The organism is Kitasatospora sp. NPDC041917 (assembly GCF_055589745.1).
In genome coordinates this window covers 114,346-136,417 of record NZ_JBVJBI010000015.1, presented here as the reverse complement: position 1 = coordinate 136,417, position 22,072 = coordinate 114,346, and the positions used below count along the sequence as shown (strand labels likewise).

General features: G+C 74.4%; 24 protein-coding genes. 8 read left to right on the top strand and 16 right to left on the bottom strand.

Annotated elements, in window-relative coordinates; genetic code table 11:
• Positions 1-48: 48 nt before the first annotated feature.
• The 5 genes from ACZ6EM_RS20380 to ACZ6EM_RS20360 form a co-directional block, all read right to left on the bottom strand.
• Positions 49-726, bottom strand: coding sequence for a response regulator transcription factor (locus ACZ6EM_RS20380; protein ID WP_359898427.1), 678 nt, complete (start codon positions 724-726; stop codon positions 49-51).
• Positions 723-2,090, bottom strand: coding sequence for a sensor histidine kinase (locus tag ACZ6EM_RS20375; RefSeq protein ID WP_465772943.1), 1,368 nt, complete (start codon positions 2,088-2,090; stop codon positions 723-725). The genes ACZ6EM_RS20380 and ACZ6EM_RS20375 overlap by 4 nt, the downstream gene beginning before the upstream one ends.
• A gap of 233 nt (positions 2,091-2,323) precedes the next feature.
• Positions 2,324-3,172 (bottom strand): ABC transporter permease, encoded by an 849-nt coding sequence (locus ACZ6EM_RS20370; protein WP_401051127.1) that lies wholly within the window; start codon positions 3,170-3,172, stop codon positions 2,324-2,326.
• On the bottom strand, positions 3,169-4,125 hold the full coding sequence (locus tag ACZ6EM_RS20365; RefSeq protein ID WP_452179096.1) for an ABC transporter ATP-binding protein: 957 nt from the start codon (positions 4,123-4,125) through the stop codon (positions 3,169-3,171). The genes ACZ6EM_RS20370 and ACZ6EM_RS20365 overlap by 4 nt, the downstream gene beginning before the upstream one ends.
• 152 nt (positions 4,126-4,277) lie before the next feature.
• Positions 4,278-5,606, bottom strand: coding sequence for a hypothetical protein (locus tag ACZ6EM_RS20360; protein ID WP_465772914.1), 1,329 nt, complete (start codon positions 5,604-5,606; stop codon positions 4,278-4,280).
• A 131-nt stretch (positions 5,607-5,737) separates the two neighbouring features.
• Here ACZ6EM_RS20360 and ACZ6EM_RS20355 point away from each other — a divergent pair, with 131 nt between their 5' ends.
• From ACZ6EM_RS20355 to ACZ6EM_RS20345, 3 genes are all read left to right on the top strand, one after another.
• Complete coding sequence (locus ACZ6EM_RS20355; RefSeq protein ID WP_465772913.1) at positions 5,738-6,130, top strand: DUF302 domain-containing protein; 393 nt, start codon at positions 5,738-5,740, stop codon at positions 6,128-6,130.
• Positions 6,131-6,140: 10 nt separating this feature from the next.
• Positions 6,141-6,983: a universal stress protein gene (locus tag ACZ6EM_RS20350; protein ID WP_401051137.1), complete on the top strand. Its 843-nt coding sequence runs from the start codon at positions 6,141-6,143 to the stop codon at positions 6,981-6,983.
• Between the two features lie 69 nt (positions 6,984-7,052).
• Positions 7,053-7,232, top strand: a complete 180-nt coding sequence (locus tag ACZ6EM_RS20345; RefSeq protein WP_465772912.1) for a hypothetical protein — start codon at positions 7,053-7,055, stop codon at positions 7,230-7,232.
• A gap of 85 nt (positions 7,233-7,317) precedes the next feature.
• Here the strand turns inward: ACZ6EM_RS20345 and ACZ6EM_RS20340 are convergent, their stop codons facing one another.
• From ACZ6EM_RS20340 to ACZ6EM_RS20330, 3 genes are all read right to left on the bottom strand, one after another.
• Positions 7,318-8,304 (bottom strand): alpha/beta fold hydrolase, encoded by a 987-nt coding sequence (locus ACZ6EM_RS20340; protein WP_465772911.1) that lies wholly within the window; start codon positions 8,302-8,304, stop codon positions 7,318-7,320.
• Positions 8,305-8,497: 193 nt separating this feature from the next.
• Positions 8,498-8,848 carry a DUF6300 family protein gene (locus ACZ6EM_RS20335; RefSeq protein ID WP_465772910.1) on the bottom strand — a complete coding sequence of 117 codons (351 nt, stop codon included), beginning with the start codon at positions 8,846-8,848 and terminating at the stop codon, positions 8,498-8,500.
• Positions 8,845-9,123 (bottom strand): hypothetical protein, encoded by a 279-nt coding sequence (locus tag ACZ6EM_RS20330; protein ID WP_452179092.1) that lies wholly within the window; start codon positions 9,121-9,123, stop codon positions 8,845-8,847. Before ACZ6EM_RS20330 ends, ACZ6EM_RS20335 begins: the two co-directional genes overlap by 4 nt.
• A 232-nt stretch (positions 9,124-9,355) precedes the next feature.
• Between ACZ6EM_RS20330 and ACZ6EM_RS20325 the strand changes: the two genes are divergently transcribed.
• Both ACZ6EM_RS20325 and ACZ6EM_RS20320 read left to right on the top strand, forming a co-directional pair.
• Positions 9,356-10,138, top strand: a complete 783-nt coding sequence (locus tag ACZ6EM_RS20325; protein WP_401051491.1) for an NAD(P)-binding domain-containing protein — start codon at positions 9,356-9,358, stop codon at positions 10,136-10,138.
• 172 nt (positions 10,139-10,310) lie between these two features.
• Positions 10,311-11,399 (top strand): branched-chain amino acid aminotransferase, encoded by a 1,089-nt coding sequence (locus tag ACZ6EM_RS20320; RefSeq protein ID WP_452179090.1) that lies wholly within the window; start codon positions 10,311-10,313, stop codon positions 11,397-11,399.
• 96 nt (positions 11,400-11,495) lie between these two features.
• Here the strand turns inward: ACZ6EM_RS20320 and ACZ6EM_RS20315 are convergent, their stop codons facing one another.
• The 8 genes from ACZ6EM_RS20315 to ACZ6EM_RS20280 all read right to left on the bottom strand — a co-directional run bounded on the left by ACZ6EM_RS20315 (position 11,496) and on the right by ACZ6EM_RS20280 (position 19,359).
• Complete coding sequence (locus ACZ6EM_RS20315; protein WP_465772909.1) at positions 11,496-13,094, bottom strand: long-chain-fatty-acid--CoA ligase; 1,599 nt, start codon at positions 13,092-13,094, stop codon at positions 11,496-11,498.
• Positions 13,095-13,132: 38 nt separating this feature from the next.
• Positions 13,133-14,110: an alpha/beta hydrolase family protein gene (locus ACZ6EM_RS20310; protein WP_452179088.1), complete on the bottom strand. Its 978-nt coding sequence runs from the start codon at positions 14,108-14,110 to the stop codon at positions 13,133-13,135.
• Positions 14,107-15,072 carry a beta-ketoacyl-ACP synthase 3 gene (locus ACZ6EM_RS20305; protein WP_380548350.1) on the bottom strand — a complete coding sequence of 322 codons (966 nt, stop codon included), beginning with the start codon at positions 15,070-15,072 and terminating at the stop codon, positions 14,107-14,109. Before ACZ6EM_RS20305 ends, ACZ6EM_RS20310 begins: the two co-directional genes overlap by 4 nt.
• The gene (fabI, locus tag ACZ6EM_RS20300) at positions 15,069-15,881 is read right to left on the bottom strand and encodes an enoyl-ACP reductase FabI (protein ID WP_401052950.1); all 813 of its coding nucleotides are present in this window, start codon (positions 15,879-15,881) and stop codon (positions 15,069-15,071) included. Before fabI ends, ACZ6EM_RS20305 begins: the two co-directional genes overlap by 4 nt.
• Entirely contained in the window at positions 15,881-17,122 is a 1,242-nt protein-coding gene (locus tag ACZ6EM_RS20295) for a beta-ketoacyl-[acyl-carrier-protein] synthase family protein (protein WP_401052953.1), read from the bottom strand. Before ACZ6EM_RS20295 ends, fabI begins: the two co-directional genes overlap by 1 nt.
• Complete coding sequence (locus ACZ6EM_RS20290; protein ID WP_359898410.1) at positions 17,119-17,373, bottom strand: acyl carrier protein; 255 nt, start codon at positions 17,371-17,373, stop codon at positions 17,119-17,121. Before ACZ6EM_RS20290 ends, ACZ6EM_RS20295 begins: the two co-directional genes overlap by 4 nt.
• Positions 17,374-17,472: 99 nt before the next feature.
• Entirely contained in the window at positions 17,473-18,591 is a 1,119-nt protein-coding gene (locus ACZ6EM_RS20285; protein ID WP_401052956.1) for a radical SAM protein, read from the bottom strand.
• Positions 18,592-18,639: 48 nt separating this feature from the next.
• A complete protein-coding gene (locus ACZ6EM_RS20280; protein ID WP_380356263.1) occupies positions 18,640-19,359 on the bottom strand; it encodes a Phenylacetic acid catabolic protein in 720 nt (239 codons plus the stop codon).
• Between the two features lie 398 nt (positions 19,360-19,757).
• Between ACZ6EM_RS20280 and ACZ6EM_RS20275 the strand changes: the two genes are divergently transcribed.
• From ACZ6EM_RS20275 to ACZ6EM_RS20265, 3 genes are all read left to right on the top strand, one after another.
• Complete coding sequence (locus ACZ6EM_RS20275) at positions 19,758-20,216, top strand: PaaI family thioesterase (RefSeq protein WP_465772908.1); 459 nt, start codon at positions 19,758-19,760, stop codon at positions 20,214-20,216.
• A gap of 213 nt (positions 20,217-20,429) precedes the next feature.
• On the top strand, positions 20,430-20,597 hold the full coding sequence (locus ACZ6EM_RS20270) for a hypothetical protein (RefSeq protein ID WP_465772907.1): 168 nt from the start codon (positions 20,430-20,432) through the stop codon (positions 20,595-20,597).
• Positions 20,598-20,813: 216 nt separating this feature from the next.
• Positions 20,814-22,061 (top strand): MFS transporter, encoded by a 1,248-nt coding sequence (locus ACZ6EM_RS20265; protein WP_401055265.1) that lies wholly within the window; start codon positions 20,814-20,816, stop codon positions 22,059-22,061.
• The last annotated feature ends 11 nt before the right edge of the window (positions 22,062-22,072 follow it).

Here is a 22,072-nt window from a genome sequence, read left to right as displayed (position 1 = left end):
GCCGGCGCGGGGGCGGATCCCCGGGCGCGGGGCCGGGCCCCGGGCCGGTCAGACGGGCGGGTTGGGGCGGGTCAGACCGCGGTCGTAGGCGAAGATCACGGCCTGGACGCGGTCCCGGGCACCGATCTTCGACAGCACCCGGCTGACGTGCGTCTTGACGGTCGACTCCGCCAGCACCAGGCGCTGGGCGATCTCGTTGTTGGACCAGCCGTGGGCGATGGCGACCAGGATCTCGCGCTCGCGATCGGTCAGGGCGTCCAGCCGCGGATCCGCGACGGGCTCGGCGCCGGGCGGGCGGACCGGCAGGCGGTGGGCGTAGGCGTCGAGCAGCCGCCGGGTGATCGCGGGGGCGACCACGGCGTCGCCCCCGGAGACGGCGCGGATGCCGGCCAGCAGTTCCTCCGGACGGGCGTCCTTGAGCAGGAAGCCGCTGGCACCGGCGCGCAGCGCGGCGTGCGCGTACTCGTCGAGGTCGAAGGTGGTCAGCACCAGGATGCGGGAGCGCCCGCCGGTCGCGACGATGCGGCGGGTGGCCTCGATCCCGTCCATGCCGGGCATCCGGATGTCCATCAGGACGACGTCGGGGCGCAGGTCGGCGGCCAGCCGGACGGCCTCGCCGCCGTGGGCCGCCTCTCCGACCACCTCGGTGTCGGGCTGGCTCTCCAGCAGCATCCGGAAGCCGTAACGCTGCAAGGGCTGGTCGTCCACGATGAGGACGGTGGTCACGTCGGGCCGCCTGTCGGGTCGGGGGTGAGGTCCGGGTCCGTTCCGGGACCCGGGTCCGCGGTGGGGCCCGCGCCAATCGGGTCGGCGCCGGTCGGGTCCGCGCCGGAGGTGGGGTCCGGCCCGGGGGTGAGGTCCAGAACGGCCTCCACGGTCCATCCTGCACCGGGGACGGGACCAGCCGTGACGGTGCCGCCGTACAGGGCCGCGCGTTCGCGCATCCCGGCCAGGCCGTGGCCGTACCCGTCCGTGCGACCGTGCCAGCGAGGGCCGCCGGGCCGGCCGGTGTCCTCGACGCGGATCCGCAGCCGCTCGGCGTCGACGGTCAGCGTCACATGGGCGCGGGTCTCGGGCCCCGCGTGCTTGAGGGCGTTGGTGAGCGCCTCCTGGACGATGCGGTAGGCCATCAGCTGGACCCCGCGGTCCGGTCGGTCCAGGGCGCCGGCGGCCGTGTACACCACCTGGGGGCCGGCGGCGCGGATGCGGGCGCACAGCCCGTCGAGGTCGGCGATGCCGGGCTGCGGCGTGTACTCGGCGGCCTGGTCCCCCTGGTCGCGCAGCACGCCGAGCATCCGCCGCAGTTCGCCGAGCGCCTGCCGGCTGGTGTCCCCGATCAGCAGCAGGGCCTCCCTGCCGCGTTCGGGGTTGGCCTGCGCCGCGTACGCGCCGCCGTCGGCCAGGGTGACGATGACGGACAGGTTGTGGCCGACGATGTCGTGCATCTCCCGGGCCACCCGGGCACGTTCGGTCGCGGTGGCCAGCCGGCTGCGCTGGTCGCGCTCGATCTCCAGCCGGGCGGCCCGCTCCCGCAGCCCGGCGAGCTGGGCGCGCCGGACGCGCACCGCGATGCCCAGGGCCACGGCCGCCGTCGCGGCGCTGAACAGGAAGAACAGGGCGTCGCCGACCGGCAGCCCAGCACCGGAGACGGCCACCGCGACCAGGGCCACGGCCACCGCCATGGCCGCACAGGACCACGCCAGGTGCCGCAGCCGGCCGTGCAGCGCCAGGCTGTAGAGGGCGACCAGCAGGGCGGCGTCGGCGCGCAGACCGACGTCCAGCGACCACTGCAGGACGAAGACGGCCATGATCGTGGCGAAGGCCGCCGTGGGCCGTCGGCGACGCCACAGCAGCGGCAGCACCAGGCCGGCCTGCAGGGCCAGGGTCTGCGGCAGCGGCAGCCGGGCGAGCACGATCCGGTGCTCGCGCCCGCCGGCCTCGACGTGACCGGGAAAGAGGTCGGGCAGGCAGAACAGTAGGAAGGCGACGGCCACCACCGCGGCGTCCAGCACCCAGGGGCGGTCGCGGTCCCCCTGTCGAAGCCGCTGGCCGGTCCGGGCCAGGCGGGCGAACAGCGGATGGCCGGACAGGACGTCGGCGGCCGCCGCATCGGTGGCCCGGGGGTCGGAGGCCCGGGGATCACTCGCTCGGGGGTCGGAGGCCCGGGGGTCGTCGGCCCGGATACCTCCGGCCGCGAACGGGCTCGTGGTGGTGGCGTGCTCGCTCACCGGTGGCACCTCCCTGGTCGGCCGGGCTGTCGAGGTCGTGGGTGCGGCGCCGGTTGGCCCCGGCGCCGCGATGGATCGTCTCCGCTCCGAGTCTCTCAGGCGTCGGTGCGCACCAGCCGCACGGCCGCCGCGCCGAGGGCGAGGACCATCCAGCCGAGGAAGACGGCCAGCCCCACCGTCGGCGAGAGCGTGGTCGAGTCGTGGTGCAGGGCGAACATCGCCTCGCCCGCGTGGCTGGGCAGGTAGGGGCTGAGGTGGCTCTGCCAGGAGCTGGGCAGCAGCGAGGTCAGCCCGGGCACCAGCATCAGCGTGGCCACCAGCACCGCGATGCCGCCGGCCACCGAGCGCAGCAGCGCGCCGAGCGCGACGCCGATCACACCGACCAGCGCGAGGTAGAGCCCGGCGCCCAGCAGGCCGCGGACCACCCCGGCGTCGGAGAGGGTCATCGCCACCCGGGTGCCGGAGAGGACGCCGCTGTCGGCGACGAAGACCGCGAACACCCCGACGGTGCCGAGCACCAGCGCGATCAGCCCGTACACGGCGGCCTTGGACCAGAGCACCGGCAGTCGGCGCGGCACGGCGGCCAGGGTCGAGCGGATCATGCCGGTCGAGTACTCCCCGGCGGCGACCAGCACACCGAGGACGCCGAGGGCCAGCTGGGCGAAGTTGGTGCCGAACAGGGAGAGGCTCAGTGTGCTCGCGCTCGCGAAGTCCCGGTCCATCGGACGGCCGGAGGTCATCCGTGACTTGAACTGGTAGGCGGCGATCAGGCCGAAGCCGACCAGGAAGAGCAGGGCCAGCCCGAGGGTGATCCAGGTGGAGCGCAGCGACCACAGCTTCGCCCACTCGGAACGCAGCACCCGCACCGCCGTCACCCGGTACGCGGGGCGCGTGGGCCGCAGGTCACCGGAGGCGGGCATCGGGCTCGGTGCGATGGTGGTCATGCCGCACTCCTCGGGGTCTCACCGGCGGGGGCGCCGGCGGCGGTGGTGGTCGTGCCGTGGTACTCGACGGCGTCGCGGGTCAGGTCCATGAACGCCTCCTCCAGGGAGACGGCCCGAGGGGTGAGCTCGAACAGGGCGATGCCCCGCTCGGCGGCGGCCAGGCCGATCTCGCGGGCCGTGCGTCCGCTGACCAGCAGTTCCTCCGAGCCCGCCCGGCCGGTGACCTCCACACCGGGGCCGGCCAGCGCGGTGCGCAGCCCGGCCGGGTCGGCGCTGACCACCTTGACCACGTCGCCGCCGGCCTGGCGGACCAGGTCCTGCACGGTCGTGTCGGCCAGGAGCCGGCCCCGTCCGACGATGATCAGGTGGTCGGCGACCAGGGCCATCTCGCTCATCAGGTGCGAGGAGACGAAGACGGTGCGGCCCTCGGCGGCGAGCGAGGTGAGCAGGTTGCGGATCCACAGCACGCCCTCGGGGTCGAGGCCGTTGACCGGCTCGTCGAGCATCACCGTGGCCGGGTCGCCCAGCAGGGCGGACGCGATCCCGAGCCGCTGGCCCATGCCGAGCGAGAACGCCCCGGCGCGCTTGCGGGCCACCGACGACAGCCCGGTCAGCTCGATGACCTCCTCGACCCGTCGGCGCGGGATGCCGTGGGTGTGGGCCTGGGCCATCAGGTGGTGGAAGGCCGAGCGGCCCGGGTGGATCGACTTGGCCTCCAGCAGCGCGCCGACCTCCTGGAGCGGCGCCGCGTGCTCGGCGTAGCGGCGGCCGTTGACCCTCACCGAACCGCTGGTGGGGGCGTCCAGCCCGACGATCATCCGCATCGTGGTGGACTTGCCCGCGCCGTTCGGCCCGAGGAAGCCCGTCACCGTCCCCGGCCGGACCGTGAAGTCCAGCTGGTCCACGGCCGTCTTCTCCCCGTACCGCTTCGTCAGCCGGTGCGCCTCGATCATCGCTCACCTCTGTGCTCCGGGGCCGGTCCGTCCGGCCGCCCTCGTGCACCACGCTACGTGCGGAGTCGGCTCCGATCCGTGGTACCGGAGTCCGATCATCGGCGCGCCCGTAGTACCGCGGTACCACCCCGACACCCCACCGCAGCAGCCGGTCAGCGGTGCTCCGCGAGCACGGCCCGGACCTCCGCCAGCAGCGTCCGGTGGTCCTCGCCGTACGTCGCCACCGCCGCGAACACCGCGTCGACCGCGGCCCGCAGCGGGTCCGGCCCGGCCGCGCCGAGCAGGGCGGGCAGCGCCAGGTGCGGCTGCGACAGCGGCCGGTCGGGGTCGATCGGGCCGAGGCGGGCGGTGCGGATGACGACCGGCGACGGCCCCGCGACCGACGGCGCCGCGACCGACGTCCCCGCGACCGATGTCTCCGGGTGCTCCGGCCGCTCCGGGGCCGTCACGGAGAAGAACGCCTGCCGCCGCACGGGCACGGACATCGGCCGCGGGGCGTTCGGGTCCGCGTGCGGCGGGCGAAAGGGCTCGCGCTCCGGCGCGACGGCCCGGCGGACCGTCCGGGCGGGGACGCGCGGGTCGTCGGCCAGGGCCTGCCAGGGACCGGCCGGGTCGTCGAAGGGCGGCGGCAGCGGGCGCCCCTCGTCCAGGGCGGTCAGCGCGGCGGCGATCCAGTCGAGCCCGGCGAGCCCGGCCGCCGTGCAGGCGCGCCGGGCCGCGAACCGCGCCACCGAACGCTGGACCCGCGGGCCGGCGTCGTCCAGGGCGTGCAGCAGGGGTGCGTCGAACTCCAGCAGGCCCCGCACCTGGCCGGCCGGCTCGCGTAGGGCCTCGCTCGGCCGCCGTCCGCCCCACTCCCACGACTCGGCGGCGGCCCGGTTCTCCTGTTCCGCGCGTTCCCGGGCGCGGCGGGACCGGAGTTCCTCCGCGACGCGTTCCTCGGGCGTGGGGGGCGGCGGCAGCCGCCGGGCGTAGTCGTGCCAGTACGCCGCTGTCCGCGAGGTCTGCCGCAGGACGCGGTCCGGCTCGGGCGGGGCGGGCCAGAACTGGAGCGCGTAGCGGTCCGCCTGCGGTTCACCGGACGCCCGGGTGTCCCGCCGGCGCCCCTCGTCGATGCCCCGGGCGCAGTAGCGCACCCGGTGATCGGCCTCCGCCAGGTCCAGCTCCCGGACGGTGCCGCCACCCCATTCCACCAGCAGGCACCGGTCCGTGGACGGACGGAACGAGGTCTCGACCACGTCCTCCCACTCGTGGTCCAGCGGCGGGGCCTGCTCGTGCACCTCGACGGTGAAACCGACGGCACCGGTGTGCAGCCCGGTGGTCAGCCAGAGCGACCCGGGGACGGCCGCGCCGCAGAGCCCCGCACGCTGGCCCGCGAACGCCTTCGCCAGGTCGGGCCCGGGACCGTCGGGATCGCTCTCCACGTAGATCTGTCCGTAGTGGACCCGGACCTCGCCGTCGACCGGCCTGCGCACCTTCACCACACCCTCCCCGGAAGCAGTACGGCCCGAGCCTAGGCGCGGCCGCCGACAACGGGCCGCCGCTCGCTCCGGGAGGCGGCAGGGGCGGCGTCCGCCGATACTGGGGCCGCCCGGATTCTTCTGGAGGAACCATGGACTACGGTCTCGGCGTACGGCTCGACCGGCCGTTCGCGCCGGCGGTGGAGGCGGTCACCGCCGCGCTCAAGGAGCAGGGCTTCGGCGTCCTGACCACCATCGACGTCCGGGCGACGCTGCGCGAGAAGATCGGCGCGGAGATCGAGGACTACCTGATCCTCGGCGCCTGCAACCCCGCCCTCGCCCACCGCGCCCTCCAGGCCGACCGCCGGATCGGGCTGCTGCTGCCCTGCAACGTGGTGGTCCGGGCGGACGGCGGGGCCACGGTGGTGGAGGCCGTCGACCCGCAGACCATGGTCACCCTGGCCGGCCCGGGCGGCGGGCTGGGCGAGGTCGCCGACGAGGCGGCACGGCGGCTGACCGCCGCCCTGGACGCGCTGCGCGGATGAGGAGCAGACCATGACCGCACCCGTCGTCGCCGGATTCGACGGCTCCCCCGAGAGCCGCGCCGCCACCGAGTGGGCCGCCCGCGAGGCGCAGCGCCGCGGCTGCCCGCTCGATCTCCTGCAGGCCTGGCCCTGGCCGCACCAGGACGTGGTCGGCAGCGAGGAGACCTACCGGCACGCGCTGGACCAACTCGATCTCCGGGCCGATGAGTTGCGCCCACTGGCCGGTGTCGGGCCGGTCACCTCGGCGATCGTCCCGACCGATCCGGCCGAGGCGCTGGAGGCGGCCGGGAACTCGGCCGGCCTGCTCGTCCTGGGCTCGCGCGGGCTGGGCGCGGTGCGCGGCTTCCTGGTCGGCTCGGTGAGCCATGAGGTGCTGCGCCGGGCGAGCTGTCCGGTGGTGCTGGTCCGGGCGGAGGCGGTCGAGTCGGACGGCCCGGTGCTGGTGGGCGTCGACCTGACCCACCCGATGGACGACGTGCTGGCCTTCGCCTTCGACGCGGCCGCCCGGCGCCGGGCCCCGCTGCGGGTGGTGCACGTCTGGTCGCCGCCGATCTCCAGCCAGTACACGGCGCTCCAGGCCGTCGGCGGGCTGGGCGAACTCTCCTCCGTCGACCGGGCCCGGTTCGCCGAGCAACTGGCCCCCTGGCGGGAGCGCCACCCCGACGTGTCGGTGACCGCCGACCTGATCCAGGGCAGCCGCTCCGTCGACCTGGTGGACGCGGCGGACGGGGCCCGGCTGCTCGTGGTCGGCCGCCGCACCCGCCGCACCCTGTTCGGCGCCCACCTCGGCCCGGTGGCGCACGCCGCGATCCACCACGCGGTGTGCCCGGTCGCCCTCGTCCGGCACGCCTGAGCGGCGAGGGGGCGGCGAGGGAGCCGCGGCGGAGCGGCGGCCGGCCCTACGCGGGCCGTCGGCCGGCACGTGCGCGGCGACCGCGAGGGCGGCGACATCGAGGCCTACGCCCGGGGCTTCCGCGCCGCGGGCGTCCGCGAACTCACCACCGCGGCGGTCGCCGACGCCGGGCACTTCGCCCAGGAGGAGCAGCCCGCCGCCGTCTGGGCCGTCCTGCGCGACGTCACCGCCGTACGGCCGACGCTCTGAGACCCGCGGCCGGCGCGCGGGACGGCCCGGCCGGGCGCGGTCGGCAGGGGACAAGGCCCCTGGCCGGCCCGGCCGGGCCGACCGCTCAGCGGGTGCCGCGCCGGCGGGTGACGCGGGTGAGCACCGAGCCGGACAGCAGCGCGGCGGCGCCGACCGCGCCGACCGCGGCGACGGCCCGCCCGTGGGAGCCGGTCGCCGCGAGCTCGGCCGCGAGCTCGGCCGGGGCCGAGGCAGCGCCGCCGGCGGCGGCGCCCGCTGCCTCGCGGATCTGGCGGACGATCTCGTCGGGGTGGGACATCATCGACACGTGCGAGGAGTCGATCTCGACGGTGCGCGACTTGGCGCGCCTGGACTCGAAGCGCTCCAGGTCGGGGGCGATGGCCCGGTCCTGCCGGGAGACGACGAACCACGACGGGATGTCGCGCCAGGCGGCGGCGGTGGCCTTCTCGGCGAACCCGACCTGGGAGACGGGGCGCTGCTCGGCGGCCATCAGCCGGGTGCGGGACTCCGGCAGGTCGGCGGCGAAGACGGCGCGGAACTTCTCGCTCTGGATGTAGAGGTCGACTCCGCCGCCGCCGGTGCCGGTGAAGGGGACGGCGTTGAGCGCGGTGGCGAGGTCACTGCCCGCGAACTTCGTCGACAGTTCGGCCGGGGACTCGCCCACGTCGGGCGCGAACGCCGACACGTAGACCAGAGCCCTGACGTTCGGGTTCCCGGCGGCGGCCTGGGTGATGACGGCTCCGCCGTAGGAGTGGCCGGCCAGCACGATCGGGCCGCTGATGCTCTTGAGCAAACTGGCCACGTAGGCGGCGTCCTCGGTCAGACCGCGCAGCTCGTTGGGCGGGGCGAGGACGGTGAACCCGTCGTCCATGAGGCGCGTGGCGACGTCGTTCCATCCGGAGGCGTCCGCGAACGCGCCGTGCACCAGGACCACCGTCGGCCTCCCGCCGCCGCCCGGCCTGCCGCCGTCCTGGGCGGCCGACGCGGGCGGCGCGGTGGCGGCGACCGCACAGGTCGCGAGCGCCACCACGGCGGCGGAGGAGATCGAACGGCGGGACAGCGATATGCCCATGGTTCCTGCCTTTCAGCGAGGTGAGAGGGGGATGGAACCACCCTGCTCACACCCTTGTCCGGGCAGCACACCACGCTGCGCACACGGGTGAATCCGCACCGCTGTTCGAGTTTCGGTGCGAGGGCATCCGGTTTCGACGGCGTTCCGCGCCATGTCGATCGACGCGGGCGGGCCACCGTTCGGCCCAGCGCGTTCAGAGCTCTCCGGACCTGAACCGGGCCGCCTCGTCCTCCAGGTCCGCCAGGTCGGGCGTGCGGTGGCGGATGGCGCTCACCCACTGGTGGACGAGTGCCCAGAGCTCGGCGAGACGGCCGGGGACCGGGGCGCCGAGGAGGGTGAGGAGGCCGCTCGCCGCCGGGTCGCCCTCGTCGCAGGCGGGGCAGAGAGCGGTCTCCTTGAAGCCGGTCACCTGCTTCCCGGCCTGATTCGGCCAGGAGTGCGGGTAACGGGCGGTCAGGAGGGCCGGGATTCCGCAGCGTCGGCAGGGCGGGAGGACGGCGGTGCGGACCATGACGAGAGGAGGGGGTTCGTTCCGAGGCGTCATGCCGGACCCACCCCGGCCTCGCCACCGGAGGCGGCACCGGCACCGGACGCGATCCCGGTGGCGGACGCGAAGGCGGCGGCGCGCACGCTCGCACGCGGGGCGCGGATCGCGGTCCTCGGGGAGTCGCGGCCGCCGCCCCCGGGTGGGAGGGACCCGCCGATCCGGTCGGGCGGCAGCACCTTGACGGTGCGCCCGCCCCGCGCGCGGGCACGGCCCGGGCTGCGGGAGGAGTCCTTGACGGCGTTCATGGCCATGGTCCTGCCGAAGGTGTTCACCCGTACGGTCTACCCGTCACCGCGCGTGTCGATGACACGGCGGACGGTGCGGTGTGCCGCCGGTCGTCGAAGAGCCGGCCGCGCGCGGGAGTTCCGGCGGAGCGTACCGGGTCGGTTCGCGCCCGGGCCGGCGACGGCGTGTCGCAGGGCGGCGCGGTGGTCACACTACTGCGGAGAAGATCGCGACGGGCAGGACGAGCTGCCCGCGCGACCACCACACACACCGGAGGCAGTGACCGTGAAGCGCGTCGGCATCATCGGAGTGGGCGAGATCGGCCGGGCCATCGTGACGGGCCTGCGCCACGGGGACGACCCGGGGCCGGAGGTCCTGCTCTCGCCGCGGGGCGCCCGGACCGCGGCCGAGCTGGCCGAGCGGTACGAGGACGTACGGGTGTGCGCCGACAACCAGGAGGTGGTGGACGGCTCCGAGCTGGTGATCATCGCCCTGCGCCGCCAGGACTGGCGCGAGGCTCTGACCGGCCTGCACGTGCCCGACGACCGGGTCGTGGTCAATGTGGTGCCCGGCGTCGGCACCGGGGAGCTGCGCCGGGTGCTGGCCACCGACGCGGCGGTGACCCACGCCATCCCGCTGCCCACCGTGCGCGAGCGCCGCTGCCTCACCGTGGTCCACCCCTCGCACCCCGACGCGGACGCCCTGTTCGAGCGGTTGGGCGGGGCGCTCCCGGTCGCGGACGAGGTCGCGCTCAGCGTCCTGTCCGCACTGACCTCGACCCAGACCACCCACTACGCCTTCCTCACCACGCTCGTCTCCTGGGCCGTCGACCAGGGCATTCCCGCCGGGGACGCCGACCGCTTCGTCCGCGGCATCTACCAGGACGTCGGCCGCTCGCTCGGCGACGGGACCCGCTCGCTGGAGCGCCTCGCGGCCGAGCACGAGACCCCGGGCGGGAGCAACGAGCGCATCCGCACCACCTGGTTCGACCAGGCCAACTCCGGGGCCCTGCGCACCGCCCTCGACGGCCTGGTCGGCGACCTCCGCACCGGCCACCGGTAGGCCGGAAACCCCGGAATCCCGCGATCCGTCGGCCCCCGCGGGAGCCGGCGGATCGGGGCTCGGCCGGGTCGCGGCGTATCACGTCCGGCTGACGACCGTTAGCATGACGGGTATGGCGCCGGTCATTGGCGTCGGTTCGCACAGATTCCACAGTGGTGTCGAGGAGTTGACGATGAGTCGCGCATTCCCTCTGTTCCGGACGACCGATCCCGTCCCCGAGGAGGAGCGACGCACCATCCTCGCCGCACCGGGGTTCGGCAAATTCTTCACCGACCACATGGCCACGGCCACCTGGACGCCCGCCGAGGGCTGGCACGACCGCAAGGTCACCGCGCTGGTGCCGTACTCGCTGCACCCGAGCGCCGCCGTGCTGCACTACGCCCAGGAGATCTTCGAGGGGCTCAAGGCCTACCGCCACGCCGACGGCAGCGTCTGGCTGTTCCGCCCGGAGTTCAACGCCCGCCGCTTCGCCCGCTCCGCCGAGCGGCTCGCCCTGCCGGTGCTGTCGGAGGAGGACTTCCTCGACAGCATCGGGGAACTGGTCCGCGCGGACGAGGCGTGGGTGCCGGACTCCACCGACGAGAAGAGCCTCTACCTGCGGCCGTTCATGTTCGCCTCGGAGGCCTTCCTCGGCGTCCGGCCCGCCGAGCAGATCGCCTACTCGGTCATCGCCAGCCCGGCCGGCCCGTACTTCGCCGGCGGCGTCACCGGCATCACGCTCTGGGTCAGCAGCAACTACACCCGCGCCGGGCGGGGCGGCACCGGCGCCGCCAAGTGCGGCGGCAACTACGCCTCCAGCCTGGCCGCGCAGTTGGAGTCCCGCAAGCACGGCTGCGACCAGGTGCTGTTCCTGGACGACACCGGCGGCGAGGGCGACCTGGAGGAGTCCGGCACGATGAACCTGTGCCTGGTCACCTCGGCCGGCGAGCTGGTCACCCCCGCGCTGGGCAACATCCTCGACGGGGTCACCCGGGACTCGATCCTGGCGCTGGCGGGCGAGTTCGGGCTGACCCCGGTGGAGCGCCCGATCACCCTCTCCGAGCTGCGGGCCGGTGCCGCCGACGGCACGATCACCGAGGTGTTCGCCGCCGGGACGGCCGCGGTGGTCACCCCGATCGTCGGATTCAAGGGCGAGGGCTACGAGTTCACCGTCGGCACCGGCTCGCCCGGCAAGCAGACCGTCGCGATCCGCGAGCACATGCTGGACATCCAGTACGGGCGCGCCGAGGACGTCCACGGCTGGATGCGGCGGGTGGTCTGACCGCCCCGGGCGGCCCGACCGGGCCGCCCGACCCGCCGGGGCCGACCGGCGCCGGGGCCTGTTCGGCTCCAGCGCCCGCTCAACTCCCGGGCCCGCTCAGCTCTTGAGCCGGCTCGACTCCTCCTCGGGCACGACGACCTCGCGCTTGAGGATCTTTCCGGTCGGCCCCTTGGGCAGCGCGTCGACCGTCCAGACCAGCCGCGGGTACTTGTACGGCGCCACCCGCTCCCGGACGAAGCCGCGGATCTCCTCCGGGGTCGCCGAGGCGCCCGCGCGCAGGACCACGGCGGCGGCCACCTCCTGGCCGAGCGTGGGGTGGGCGACGCCGATCACCGTGGCCTCGGCGACCGCCGGGTGCTCGTACAGCACGTCCTCCACCTCCCGCGGGTAGACGTTGAAGCCGCCGCGGATCACGACGTCCTTGCGGCGGTCGACGATCCGGAAGTCGCCCCGCTCGTCGCGGGTGCCGAGGTCCCCGGTGTGCAGCCAGCCGTCCCGGACGGTCCGCGCGGTGGTGTCGGGGCGGCGCCAGTAGCCCTTCATCACGTTGTGGCCCCGGATCACCACCTCGCCGACCGTGCCGTCCGGCACCTCGGTGCCCGACTCGTCGACGATGCGCATCCGCACGCCCTCGATCGGGATGCCGATGGTGCCCGCGATCCGCTCCCGGTCGCTCCGGTTGGCGCAGGCCAGCGGCGAGGACTCGGACAGCCCGTAGCCCTCCAGCACCACGCAGTCGAAGTCGGTCTCGAAGCCGCGCAGCACCTCCGGCGGCATCGACGCGCCGCCGCCCAGGCACACCCGCAGCGAGGAGACGTCGTACCCGGCGCGCTGCGGGTGGGTCAGCATCAGGGTGTACATGGTCGGGACGCCGAGGAAGACGCTCACCCGGTCGCGCTGGATCACCGCGAGCGCGGCCTGCGGGTCGAAGCGCCGCACCAGGGTCATGCAGGCCCCGACGGCCACCGCGCAGTTGAGGCCGATCACCTGGCCGAAGGAGTGGAACAGCGGCAGCCCGCCGAAGATCACGTCCCGCTCGACCGTCCCCAGCACCTGGACGCCGGCCCGGACGTTGGCCACGATGTTGCGGTGGGTCAGTTCGGCGCCCTTGGGCTCCCCGGTGGTGCCGGAGGTGTAGAGGATGACCGCGGTGTCCTCTCCCCCGCGTCCCGCGGTCCGGGGCGGGCCGTCCGGCTGTTCCGCGAGCGTCGCGGCGAGCGCGGAGGGCTCGACCGGGACCAGCCGGGTGCCGGTGCGCCGCGCGCCCTCGACCGCCTGCTCGGTGCCCGCGTGCCAGGCGAGCAGCAGGGCCGCCCCGGCGTCGGCGAGGCAGTGCTCGATCTCCCGGGCCTTGAGCAGCGGGTTCATCGGGACGACCACCGCCCCGGCGCGCAGGATGCCGTAGTACAGCACCGCGAACTGCGGCACGTTCGGCAGCAGCACGGCGACCCGGTCGCCGGGCGCGACGCCGAGCCCGGCCAGCCAGTGCGCGGCCCGGGCGCTGAGCGCGTCCAGGTCGGCGAAGCTCAGCACCTCCTCGTCGAGCCGCAGGACGGGGTGTTCCGGACAGCGCGCGGCGGTCGCGGTGAGCAGGTCGGGAATGCCGTGCGGGTCGCCGGGGAGGCCGGGCGGTCGGCCGGGGCCGCCGTGCGGCGCGTCGGCGTTTCTGTCGGACGGGTCGGGGACGGCGGACATGCGGGCGCTCCTCGGGGCGGCGGGGCTCGGTCTCATCGTCATACGGTCGGTCGGACGCCGCCGCGCGGCGCGGCGCTCTCGCCGGTGCGCTCACCGACGCTCTCGTCGGCGCCCGAGGCGTCGCCCGAAGCGGCGCCCGCGGCGGCTCCCGCGGCGGCGGCGAGCATCCACGGCGCGATCCGCTCCACCAGCCCGCGGTTGTGCCGGATCCAGCGGAAGTGGTCCAGCGGGCGGCCGTCCGCCTGTTCGGCGGTGTAACTCCAGCGCTCCACCCGGGCCGACGGCAGCTTGGCGCACAGGTGGTCGACGGCCCGCGGCGGCGCGAGCTCGTCGCCCTGCACGTCCACGGCCAGCACCGGCAGGTCGACCCGGGCCAGCGCCCGTTCGTAGTCGGTGACCGCGCCGCGCACCCGGTAGCGGCCGGTGCGCATCTGCCGCGCCCAGTCCCGCATCAGCCGGGCCGACTCGCGGCCGCCGAAGCCGAACCGCTCGCCCGGCCAGTACCCGACCACCGCCGAGGCGACGATCGAGAACTGGCTCAGTGCCAGCCGTCGCAGGCCCGCCCGCGGGCCGAAGGTCCGGTACCAGGCCGATCCACTGGCCACCAGCACCGCGCCGGCGAGCCGGGGCCGGAAGACGCCGCAGTGCACCAGGCCCAGCTGCCCGCCCAGGCTGTGCCCGAGCAGGAGGCGCGGCGCGCCCGGGAACGCCCCGGCGACCGCGTCGAGCACCGCCCCGAAGTCGTGCTCGACCAGCTCGCGGAAGCCGAAGGCGACCCCGTGCCGCGGCACCGGCCGGCTCTCGCCGTGGCCGCGCAGGTCGCAGGTGGCCACGCTCAGGCCGGCCGCGTGCAGGGCGCGGACCAGCGGGGTGTAGTGCCGGGCGGCCGTTCCCATCGCCGGCAGGACGATCACCACCGGGGCGGCCGGTTCGGGCCGGGCCAGTGCCCGGACGGTGAGCCGGGCCCCGTCGGGCGCGGCGATCTCGGCGATCACGGGGAACCGGGGGGTCTTCACGCCCGCGCCTCCCGGTCGGCGCCGGCGCCCGGCCGCCAGCCGATCACCCCGGCGCCCCAGGTGATGCCCGCGCCGAAGGCGGCGAGGCCGAGCAGCTTCGGGCCGTCCAGCAGGCCCTCCTCGCGGGCGTGGGTCAGGCCCAGCGGGATCGAGGCCGCCGAGGTGTTGGCGACCCGGTGGACGTTCAGGTAGAGCCGCTCCGGGGGCAGCCCCACCTCCTTGCCGACCGCGCGCACGATCCGGGCGTTGGCCTGGTGGGCGACGAACAGGTCGAGGTCCTCGCAGGTCAGGCTGCGCCGGGCGAGCACCTCCCGGGTGGCGGCGGACATCTTCTCCACCGCGTGGTCGAACACCTCCCGGCCGTCCATCCGCAGCTTGCGGTCGTCCCGGTCGGCGTACAGCAGCGGGATCTGCTCGCCGTCGCTGCCGAGCGAGAAGCACGGTTCGGGCGCGCCGGGCACGTCGGCGACCACGGCGGCGCCGGCGCCGTCCGCCAGCAGCACCGCGGTGCCGCGGTCCTCGTGGTCGGTGATCCGGGTCAGCGCGTCGGCGCCGCAGACCAGCACCGCCCCGGCCCGGCCGGTCTCGATCAGCGCGGCGGCGTGGTCCAGGCCGTAGACGAACCCGGCGCAGGCCGCGTGCAGGTCGAAGGCGGTGGCCTGCGGCATCCCGAGCCGGGCGGCGACCTCCACCGACACCCCGGGGGTGACCCGGTCGGGGGTGATGGTGGCGACCACGACGTGCCGGATGCTCGCGGCGGTGCGCCCGGCGCTGCGCAGCGCCTGCTCGGCGGCGGCCACCACGAGGTCGGCGAGCCGGCCGTCCGGCGCGAGGAAGCGGCGCTCCTCGATGCCGGTCCGTTTGACGATCCACTCCGGGGAGGCGCCGATCCGCTCGAAGTAGGCGTTGGGGACGACGCGTTCGGGCAGTGCCGCGCCCACGCCCACGATGGCCGCCGTCATGCCGCGCCCCCTTCCGCGAAGGCCGGGCCGGTACCCATCCGGACGGCGTGCATCCCGCCGTCCGCGTGCAGGATCTCCCCGCTGACGGTGGCCGCGAGGTCGGAGAGCAGGAACAGCACCGGTCCGACGACCACGGCCGGGTCGCTGCGGTCCCAGCCGAGCGGGGCCTCGGCCTGCCAGCGGTCGGCGATCCGGTCGAAGGTGCTGATCGCCTGCCCGGCGACGGTCTCCACCGGGCCGGCCGCCACCAGGTTGACCCGGATGCCGGACGGCCCGAGGTACATCGCCAGGTAGCGGCAGACCGCGCCGAGGGCCGCCTTGCTCACGCCCATCCAGTCGTAGCCGGCCCAGGCGCCGCTGGCGTCGAAGTCCAGCCCGACGACGCTGCCGCGCCGTCCGTCGGCGGTGAGCAGCGGGGCGAGCGCGGTGGCCAGCGAGTGCAGGGAGACGGCGGCGGTGTGCAGCGCCTGTCCGGCGGCCTCGGGCGGGGTGGTGAGGAAGTTGCCGCTCAGCGCCGTCTGCTGTGCGGCGGCGACGGCGTGCAGCACGCCGTCGACCCCGCCCCAGCGCTGCTCCAGTTCCTTGACCAGCCGGGTGAAGTCCTCGGGCCGGGTGACGTCCAGTTCCAGCACCTCGGTGGGGCGGGGCAGGACGTCCGCCGCCTTCTCGGTGATCCGCCGGGCCCGGCCGAAACCGGTGAGCAGGACCTCCGCGCCCGCCTCCTGGAGCGCCCTGGCGGTGTGCCAGGCGATGGAGTCCTGGTTGAGCACCCCGGTGATCAGATAGCGGCGTCCGTGGAAGCCGAGCATCACTCCTGGCCTTTCGTCGTACCGATCGCGTCGGCTGCCGCCAGCACCAGGGCCGCGTTGTGTCCGCCGAACCCGAAGGAGGTGGAGAGCCCTGCCCGGCGGCCGCCGGGCAGGGCGGGGGCGGCGAGCGCGGTGGCGCGGTGGATCAGGTTCAGCGGGCCGAGCTTCTCGTCGGGCTCGCGCAGCCCGACGGTGGGCGGGGCGGTGGCGTGGCGCAGCGCCTGCAGGGTGGCGATGGCCTCGACCGCGCCGGCCGCGCCGAAGAGGTGGCCGGTGCAGGACTTGGTGGAGGACAGCGGAATCCCTTCCAGAGCCGGTCCGAGGGCCAGCCGCAGCGCCTCGCACTCCGAGCGGTCGTTGAGGACGGTGCCGGTGCCGTGCGCGTTGAGGTAGCCGAGCTGTCCGGGGGTGACCCCGGCCGCGTCGAGCGCCAGGGTGACGGCGCGGGCCGCGGGCTCCCCGGTCGGGTCCGGGGCGGTGAGGTGGTGGGCGTCGCAGGTGGCGCCGTAGCCGAGCACCTCGCCGAGCACGGTGGCGCCCCGGGCGGCGGCGCCACCGGCCGTCTCCAGCACCAGGATTCCGGCGCCCTCGCCGATCAGCAGGCCGTCCCGGTCGCGGTCGAAGGGCACCGAGCGGCCGCTCTCGGACAGCGCGCCGGCGGTCCGGAAGGCGGCCCGCACCAGGTCGGAGGTGGAGGCCTCGGCGCCGCCGACCACCACCGCGTCGGCGGCGCCGGCGGCGAGCAGCAGCAGGGCGGTGCCGATCGCCTGGGTCGCGCTGCTGCAGGCCGAGGCCAGGCAGAGCGCCTCGCCCCGGAAGCCGTACCGCTGGGCGATCTGCGAGGCCCCGGCGTTCGCCATCATGGCGGGCACCATGAGCGGGGAGACGAAGTCCCCGCCCTGCTGCCGGAGCACCTCGGCCTGGCTCTCGAAGCTCGCCGTCCCGCCGAGCGCGCAGCCGACCACGCAGGCGACCCGCTCGGCGGGGTAGGGCGGCGGGCCGTCCGTCCATCCCGCCTGGGCCAGGGCCTCGGCGGCGGCCACGAGCGCGAGCTGGGTGAAGCGGTCGGTGCGGCGGATCTGCTGGCGCGACAGGTGGTCGGCGGGCCGGAAGTCCCGGCACAGCCCGAGCCCGTCGGCGAGCCCGCTCTCGCCGGCCACCGCGCGCCGGTGCAGCTCGTCGGCGCCCACGCCCAGCGGGGTCACCGCGCCCAGGCCCGTGACGACGGCCCGGGGCGTCACTCCAGCCCGGCCTTGTGGCGGCACAGGGCGAGCACCTCGCCGACGGTGTACAGCTGGTCGAAGTCCTTGGGCTTCACCGGGATGCCCAGCTGCTTGCGGATGGACTGGCTGAGCTCGACCATGTCGAGCGAGTCGATCTCCAGCTCGTCCAGGGCGGCGTCGTCGACGATGCCCTCGCGTTCGACGCCGAGGTCGACCAGGGCGTCGACGACGAAGTTCTCGATGGCGGTGCGGTCCAGTGTGTCGGGCATGGCTCTCCTCGTCCGCGCGGGGCGGCGGTGGCGGTGCGGGGGACGTACGGGCGGTGCCGTGGGGGCGGTGGCCGGGGACGGCGCGCAGGGGCAGTGGGCTCAGGCCGTGGGGCCGGCCTTGCTCGCGTGGTACGGGGCCCAGTGCCACTGGCGCCAGTAGCTCTCGGCGATGTCCAGCCACTGCTCCAGCCGGGCCGCGTCGTCCAGGAAACGGTTGGCGCTGACCACCAGCCAGCTGTAGACGGCCTGGCTGTCCCGGCAGCCGCCGCAGTCGCCGGAGGTGCAGCAGAACTGGAGCGACTCGTAGTCGGCGCCCCAGACGTTGAAGCCGGGGATGACCGGGTTGCCGTTGGCGACGCGGTCCTCGTGCTCGGGGGCGTCGACGCTGAGGCTGGGGCAGACGTCGTAGCCGAAGCGGCCGCCCCAGTGCGTCCGGCCGGTCACCAGGGTCCGGATGAAGTACGGGTGGCTCACCACCGCGTGCGGGTAGAGGTCCTTGACCCGCTGCGCCTCGTCCAGCACCCGCTGCTCGTTGGCGATCTTCAGCGGGGTCTCGGTGCCGTGCTCGCTGTAGAAGTTGAAGGTGACGATGTTGCCGTTCTCGGCGATCTTCCGCACGGTGGGCTCGATGTGCTCGACCCCGGCCTCGGAGAGCGCGTAGATGAACAGCGCCCGCTGGTCGTCGCGGTAGTGCTTGAGCGCGGTGTCGAACAGGCCGGTGAACTTGGAGCCGTTGACCCGGATCGCGCGCAGGTCGTCGTCGAGCGGGCCGCCGCCGAAGATGCTGACCGCGATGGCGATCTTCTCGAAGCCCTGCTTGGGCATCGGGCGCAGGCCGTTGGTGGAGATGGTGATGTACGGCAGCTGTTCGACGAAGGCCTCGACCCGGCGCGGGACGAGGGTGGGCTCGCCGCCGATCAGGGTGGCCTGGTTGACGCCGTCGTCGGCCAGCTTGCGGGCGAAGGCCCGGATGCGGTCCAGGTCGGAGAGTTCCTTGACGGCCGTGTCGAAGCCGCCCTCGAAGTACCAGCAGCCCTTGCAGCGGATGTTGCAGGTGTTGGTGAGGTGGACCTCGCAGGACCGGACCTCGCGCCCCAGCCGGCGCAGCCGGTGCAGACGTTCGGCCAGGTCGGGCCGGTCGGCGAGGAGTTCGGCGGTTCGCGCCTTGGCCTCGCGCCGGCTCAGCGGGCGCTGTTCGATGGTGACGGGTGTTGCCATGGCGGTGGGCTCCTCGGGAGTCGCGGGATCGGCGTGCTGCTGCGACTGCTACTCCGGGAGGCGCAGACCCAGGTTCTTGATGCGCGGGGTGACCTTCTCCCGCCACAGGTCGCAGGCCTGGCCGTTGGTGGTCTGTCGCAGGCCGAAGCGGACGGCCAGCCTGGCGCGCTCGGAGCGCGGGCTGCCGAAGATCCGGATGAAGGTCGGCCACAGCCGGTCCAGGGCCTGCTGGAGCTGCTCGCGGCCGTCGTCGGTGGCGGCGAGGTTGCGGCACACCCGGGCGCCGTGGGCGATGTGCACCTTCTCGTCGAGGATGATGGTGCGCACCGCGTCGGCCCAGGGGCGGTAGCTGCTCTGCGCGAACTCGGAGATCATCACCATGGCCGTCTCCTCCCCGATGTAGGAGAAGATCCCGCGCTCGGCCCAGGTGGTGCAGTTGTGGAACTCCTGGGCCCGGAACAGGTTCCGCTCGGCCAGGGTCTGCTTCTCCATGTAGCCGGTGTCCACGCCGATCTCGGCGAGGACCCGCTTGCCGATCTTGTAGTGGTCGTACTCCTCGGCGGCACGCTCGGCGCAGACCTGCCGCTCCTCCGCGTCGGGGGCCAGCGGCAGGAAGACCTGCACGTAGTCGTCGCCGCCGGAGAGCTCGCCCTCGGTGTTGACCACCATGCCGCGGATCGCGATCTCCCGGTACTCCTCCGGCATCGCGAGGAACTCGTCGGGCGTGCGGACCACCACCGCCTCGTCGTCCAGAATGGAAATCCCCATGGCACAACACCCCGTCTCTGAAGCAGGAATCCGAAGCAGGACATGGTCGGGTGGGAGCGGCCGGGGCGGTTTCCACCGAGGCTCTCGATGACGACCACAAGGAAAAGGACGCCGCCCCCCAGCGGCCGGCGGAGCCCCGTGGCGGCTCCGCTGAACTTCCTCGGAGCGTAGGTGCTGCATTTTGGGCCGAACAAGGTCCCTCACGAATCGTGCCGGACGGATTCGGCCACCCGACAGCGCCGGAGGGACTGGTTCCGGCCATCGCGACACCGGCGCGACATGCGCAATTATCGTTCCTGTAACGGATCTTGGCGGTTGACCACGGAAAACGAAGCTGGCCGGAAGCAGGCCTGGACCACGCCGGGCGTACCGCCGGGCCGACGGTTACGCTGACCCCCATGACCACCGACTCGAACACGGGGGTCGCCACCGTCGACGTCCTCCTGGGCCCCGACCGGCTCAATGAGCTGATCACCGACCAGTTCCCCGACTACGCCGCCTGCCGGGTGACCGACGTGGACGGCCACGCCCTGACCATGGCGGTGGACGGCGACCGGCTGCGCACCCGCCCGGGCGGCACCGTCTCGGGCCCGGAGCAGGCCGGGCTGTGCGACCTGGCCGCGTTCCTCCTGATCAACGCCCGGCTCGGGCCCACCCTGATGGCGCTGACCAGCTCGCTGCAGATCAGCTTCCTCAACCGGCCGCGCCCCGGGGCGCTGCGCGTGCACGCCAGGACGGCCAAGTTCGGGCGCCGGCTGTGCGTGGTCCTGGCCGAGCTGCTGGACGCCGACGGCGTCCTGGTGGCCAGCGCCACGCTGACGTACGCGATTCCGCAGGCCCGGCCCGGGACGGCCTGACAGCTCCCTCCTCGGCGCCCCTTCTCGGCGCACTCCTTCTCCGCACGCCGATTTCCCGCACGCGGGCCCTCTGCACGCCGGTTCTCCGCGCACCGGTCTCGCCCTGCCGCCGTTCCGGCCCCGGCGGCCGGACGAATCCGACATTACGAATACGGGGTGGGGTATATTGACAGGGCGGCCCCACCCCTGGGGGCCCGGAGAACGGAGAACGGGATGTGCCGACGAGTCGCCTGCCGCACCTGCGGGAAGCCGACCTTCGCCGGGTGCGGGATGCACGTGGAGCAGGTCCTGGCCGGGGTGCCCGCGTCCGCCCGCTGCGACTGCGCCGCCCGGGGCGGCGCGGGCAAGGGCTGGTTCGGCAGGCTCTTCGGCCGCCGCTGACCCCCGCGTCGATCACTCCGCCCGCCTGTCCGTACGCCAACAATTGGCCAGGGTGGCGCGAAAGATGACAGTAAGTCGGCCGAGTGCGCGATCTTTTGGACAGGAAATGATCTAAGCATTGATCTGACACCCGTTCACCCTCTAGGTTGCGGTGCAATGTCACACTGAACCGCCATATATGGCGTGCCCGGGGGGACCACGGTGCCGGACACCGCATTGGAAGCAACGCACCAGACCACGAGCAAGCTGCCCCGGGTCTTCTACCGGCTGGCCGCGGGCGACGCCCTGAACATGTACGGGAGCCAGCTCGACCTGGTCGCGCTGAGCCTGTTCGCCTACGAGGCCGCCGGCAACGCCCTCGGCACGGCCGGGTACCTGGTCCTGCGACTGGGCGGCGGCCTCGTCGGCGGGCTGGTCGCCGGACGGCTGGTGGCCCGGCTGGAGCGACGGCGGCTGATGACGGGCTGCGCCCTGGCCCAGGCGCTGGCACTGGTCGTCGTCGCCCTCGTCCCGGCCTCGATGCGCATCCCCGTGCTCTACCCGCTCGCCCTGGTCCTCGGCGGCGCCGCCGCGGTGGCCTCCGTCGCGCTGCGGACCAGCATCCCCGAGATGGTCGGTGCCGAGCGCCGCGCCCGGGCCAACAGCCTGATGGCGAGCTGCCGTTCGACGGCGATGGTGCTCGGCTTCGCCTCCGCGGGCGTGGTGGTGGCCTGGGCCGGATTCCGGGCCGCGCTGCTCATCGACGCGGCCAGCTTCGTCCTGTTCGGGGCACTGGTGATCCGGCTGCCCCTGCCCACCCGGGCCGTCCCGGCGGAGGAACCCGCGACCCAACCGGAGGAACCCGCGCCGGCAGCCGGGAAGCGCGGCCCCCGGTGGCAGGCACTGGTCGTCCTGCGGGCCGCTCCGGTGGTGGGCGCCATGGCGGGGATCCGACTGCTGGACGCCTTCGGCTCCGCGGCCCACAACATCAGCCTGCCGGTCTTCGCCAACCTGTCCTCCCCCGACAACCCGGCCGCACTGCTCGGCACCTTCTGGGCCACCTGGGCGATCGGCAACCTCGGCGCCCAGCAACTGGTCTCCCGGTTCATGCTGCGCCGGGGCATCGAGCCCGGCGAGCGCGGCTTCGCGCTGGGCACCTGCCTGATGTCCGCCTGCTTCATCCTGGTCTTCACCGACCTCCCGACCCCGCTCTTCCTGCTGGTCGCGATCGGCGCCGGCCTCGGTGACGGCTTCACCGAGATCTCCTACACCACCCGGATCCAGGCCCTCGCCGACGAGCGGCGCGGCGAGGCCTTCGGCATCCTCGCGTCCGCCGAGAACGTCGGCATGGGCACCGGGATGCTGTTGAGCGGCTCACTGCTGGCGGTGGTCAGCCCGCTGACCGTGGTCGGCGTCTCGCACGCCGTCCCGATCGTGCTGGCGCTCGCCTTCCTCGTCCTGGTCGCCCGCACCCGCCGCCGCTGAGCGGCCCGCCC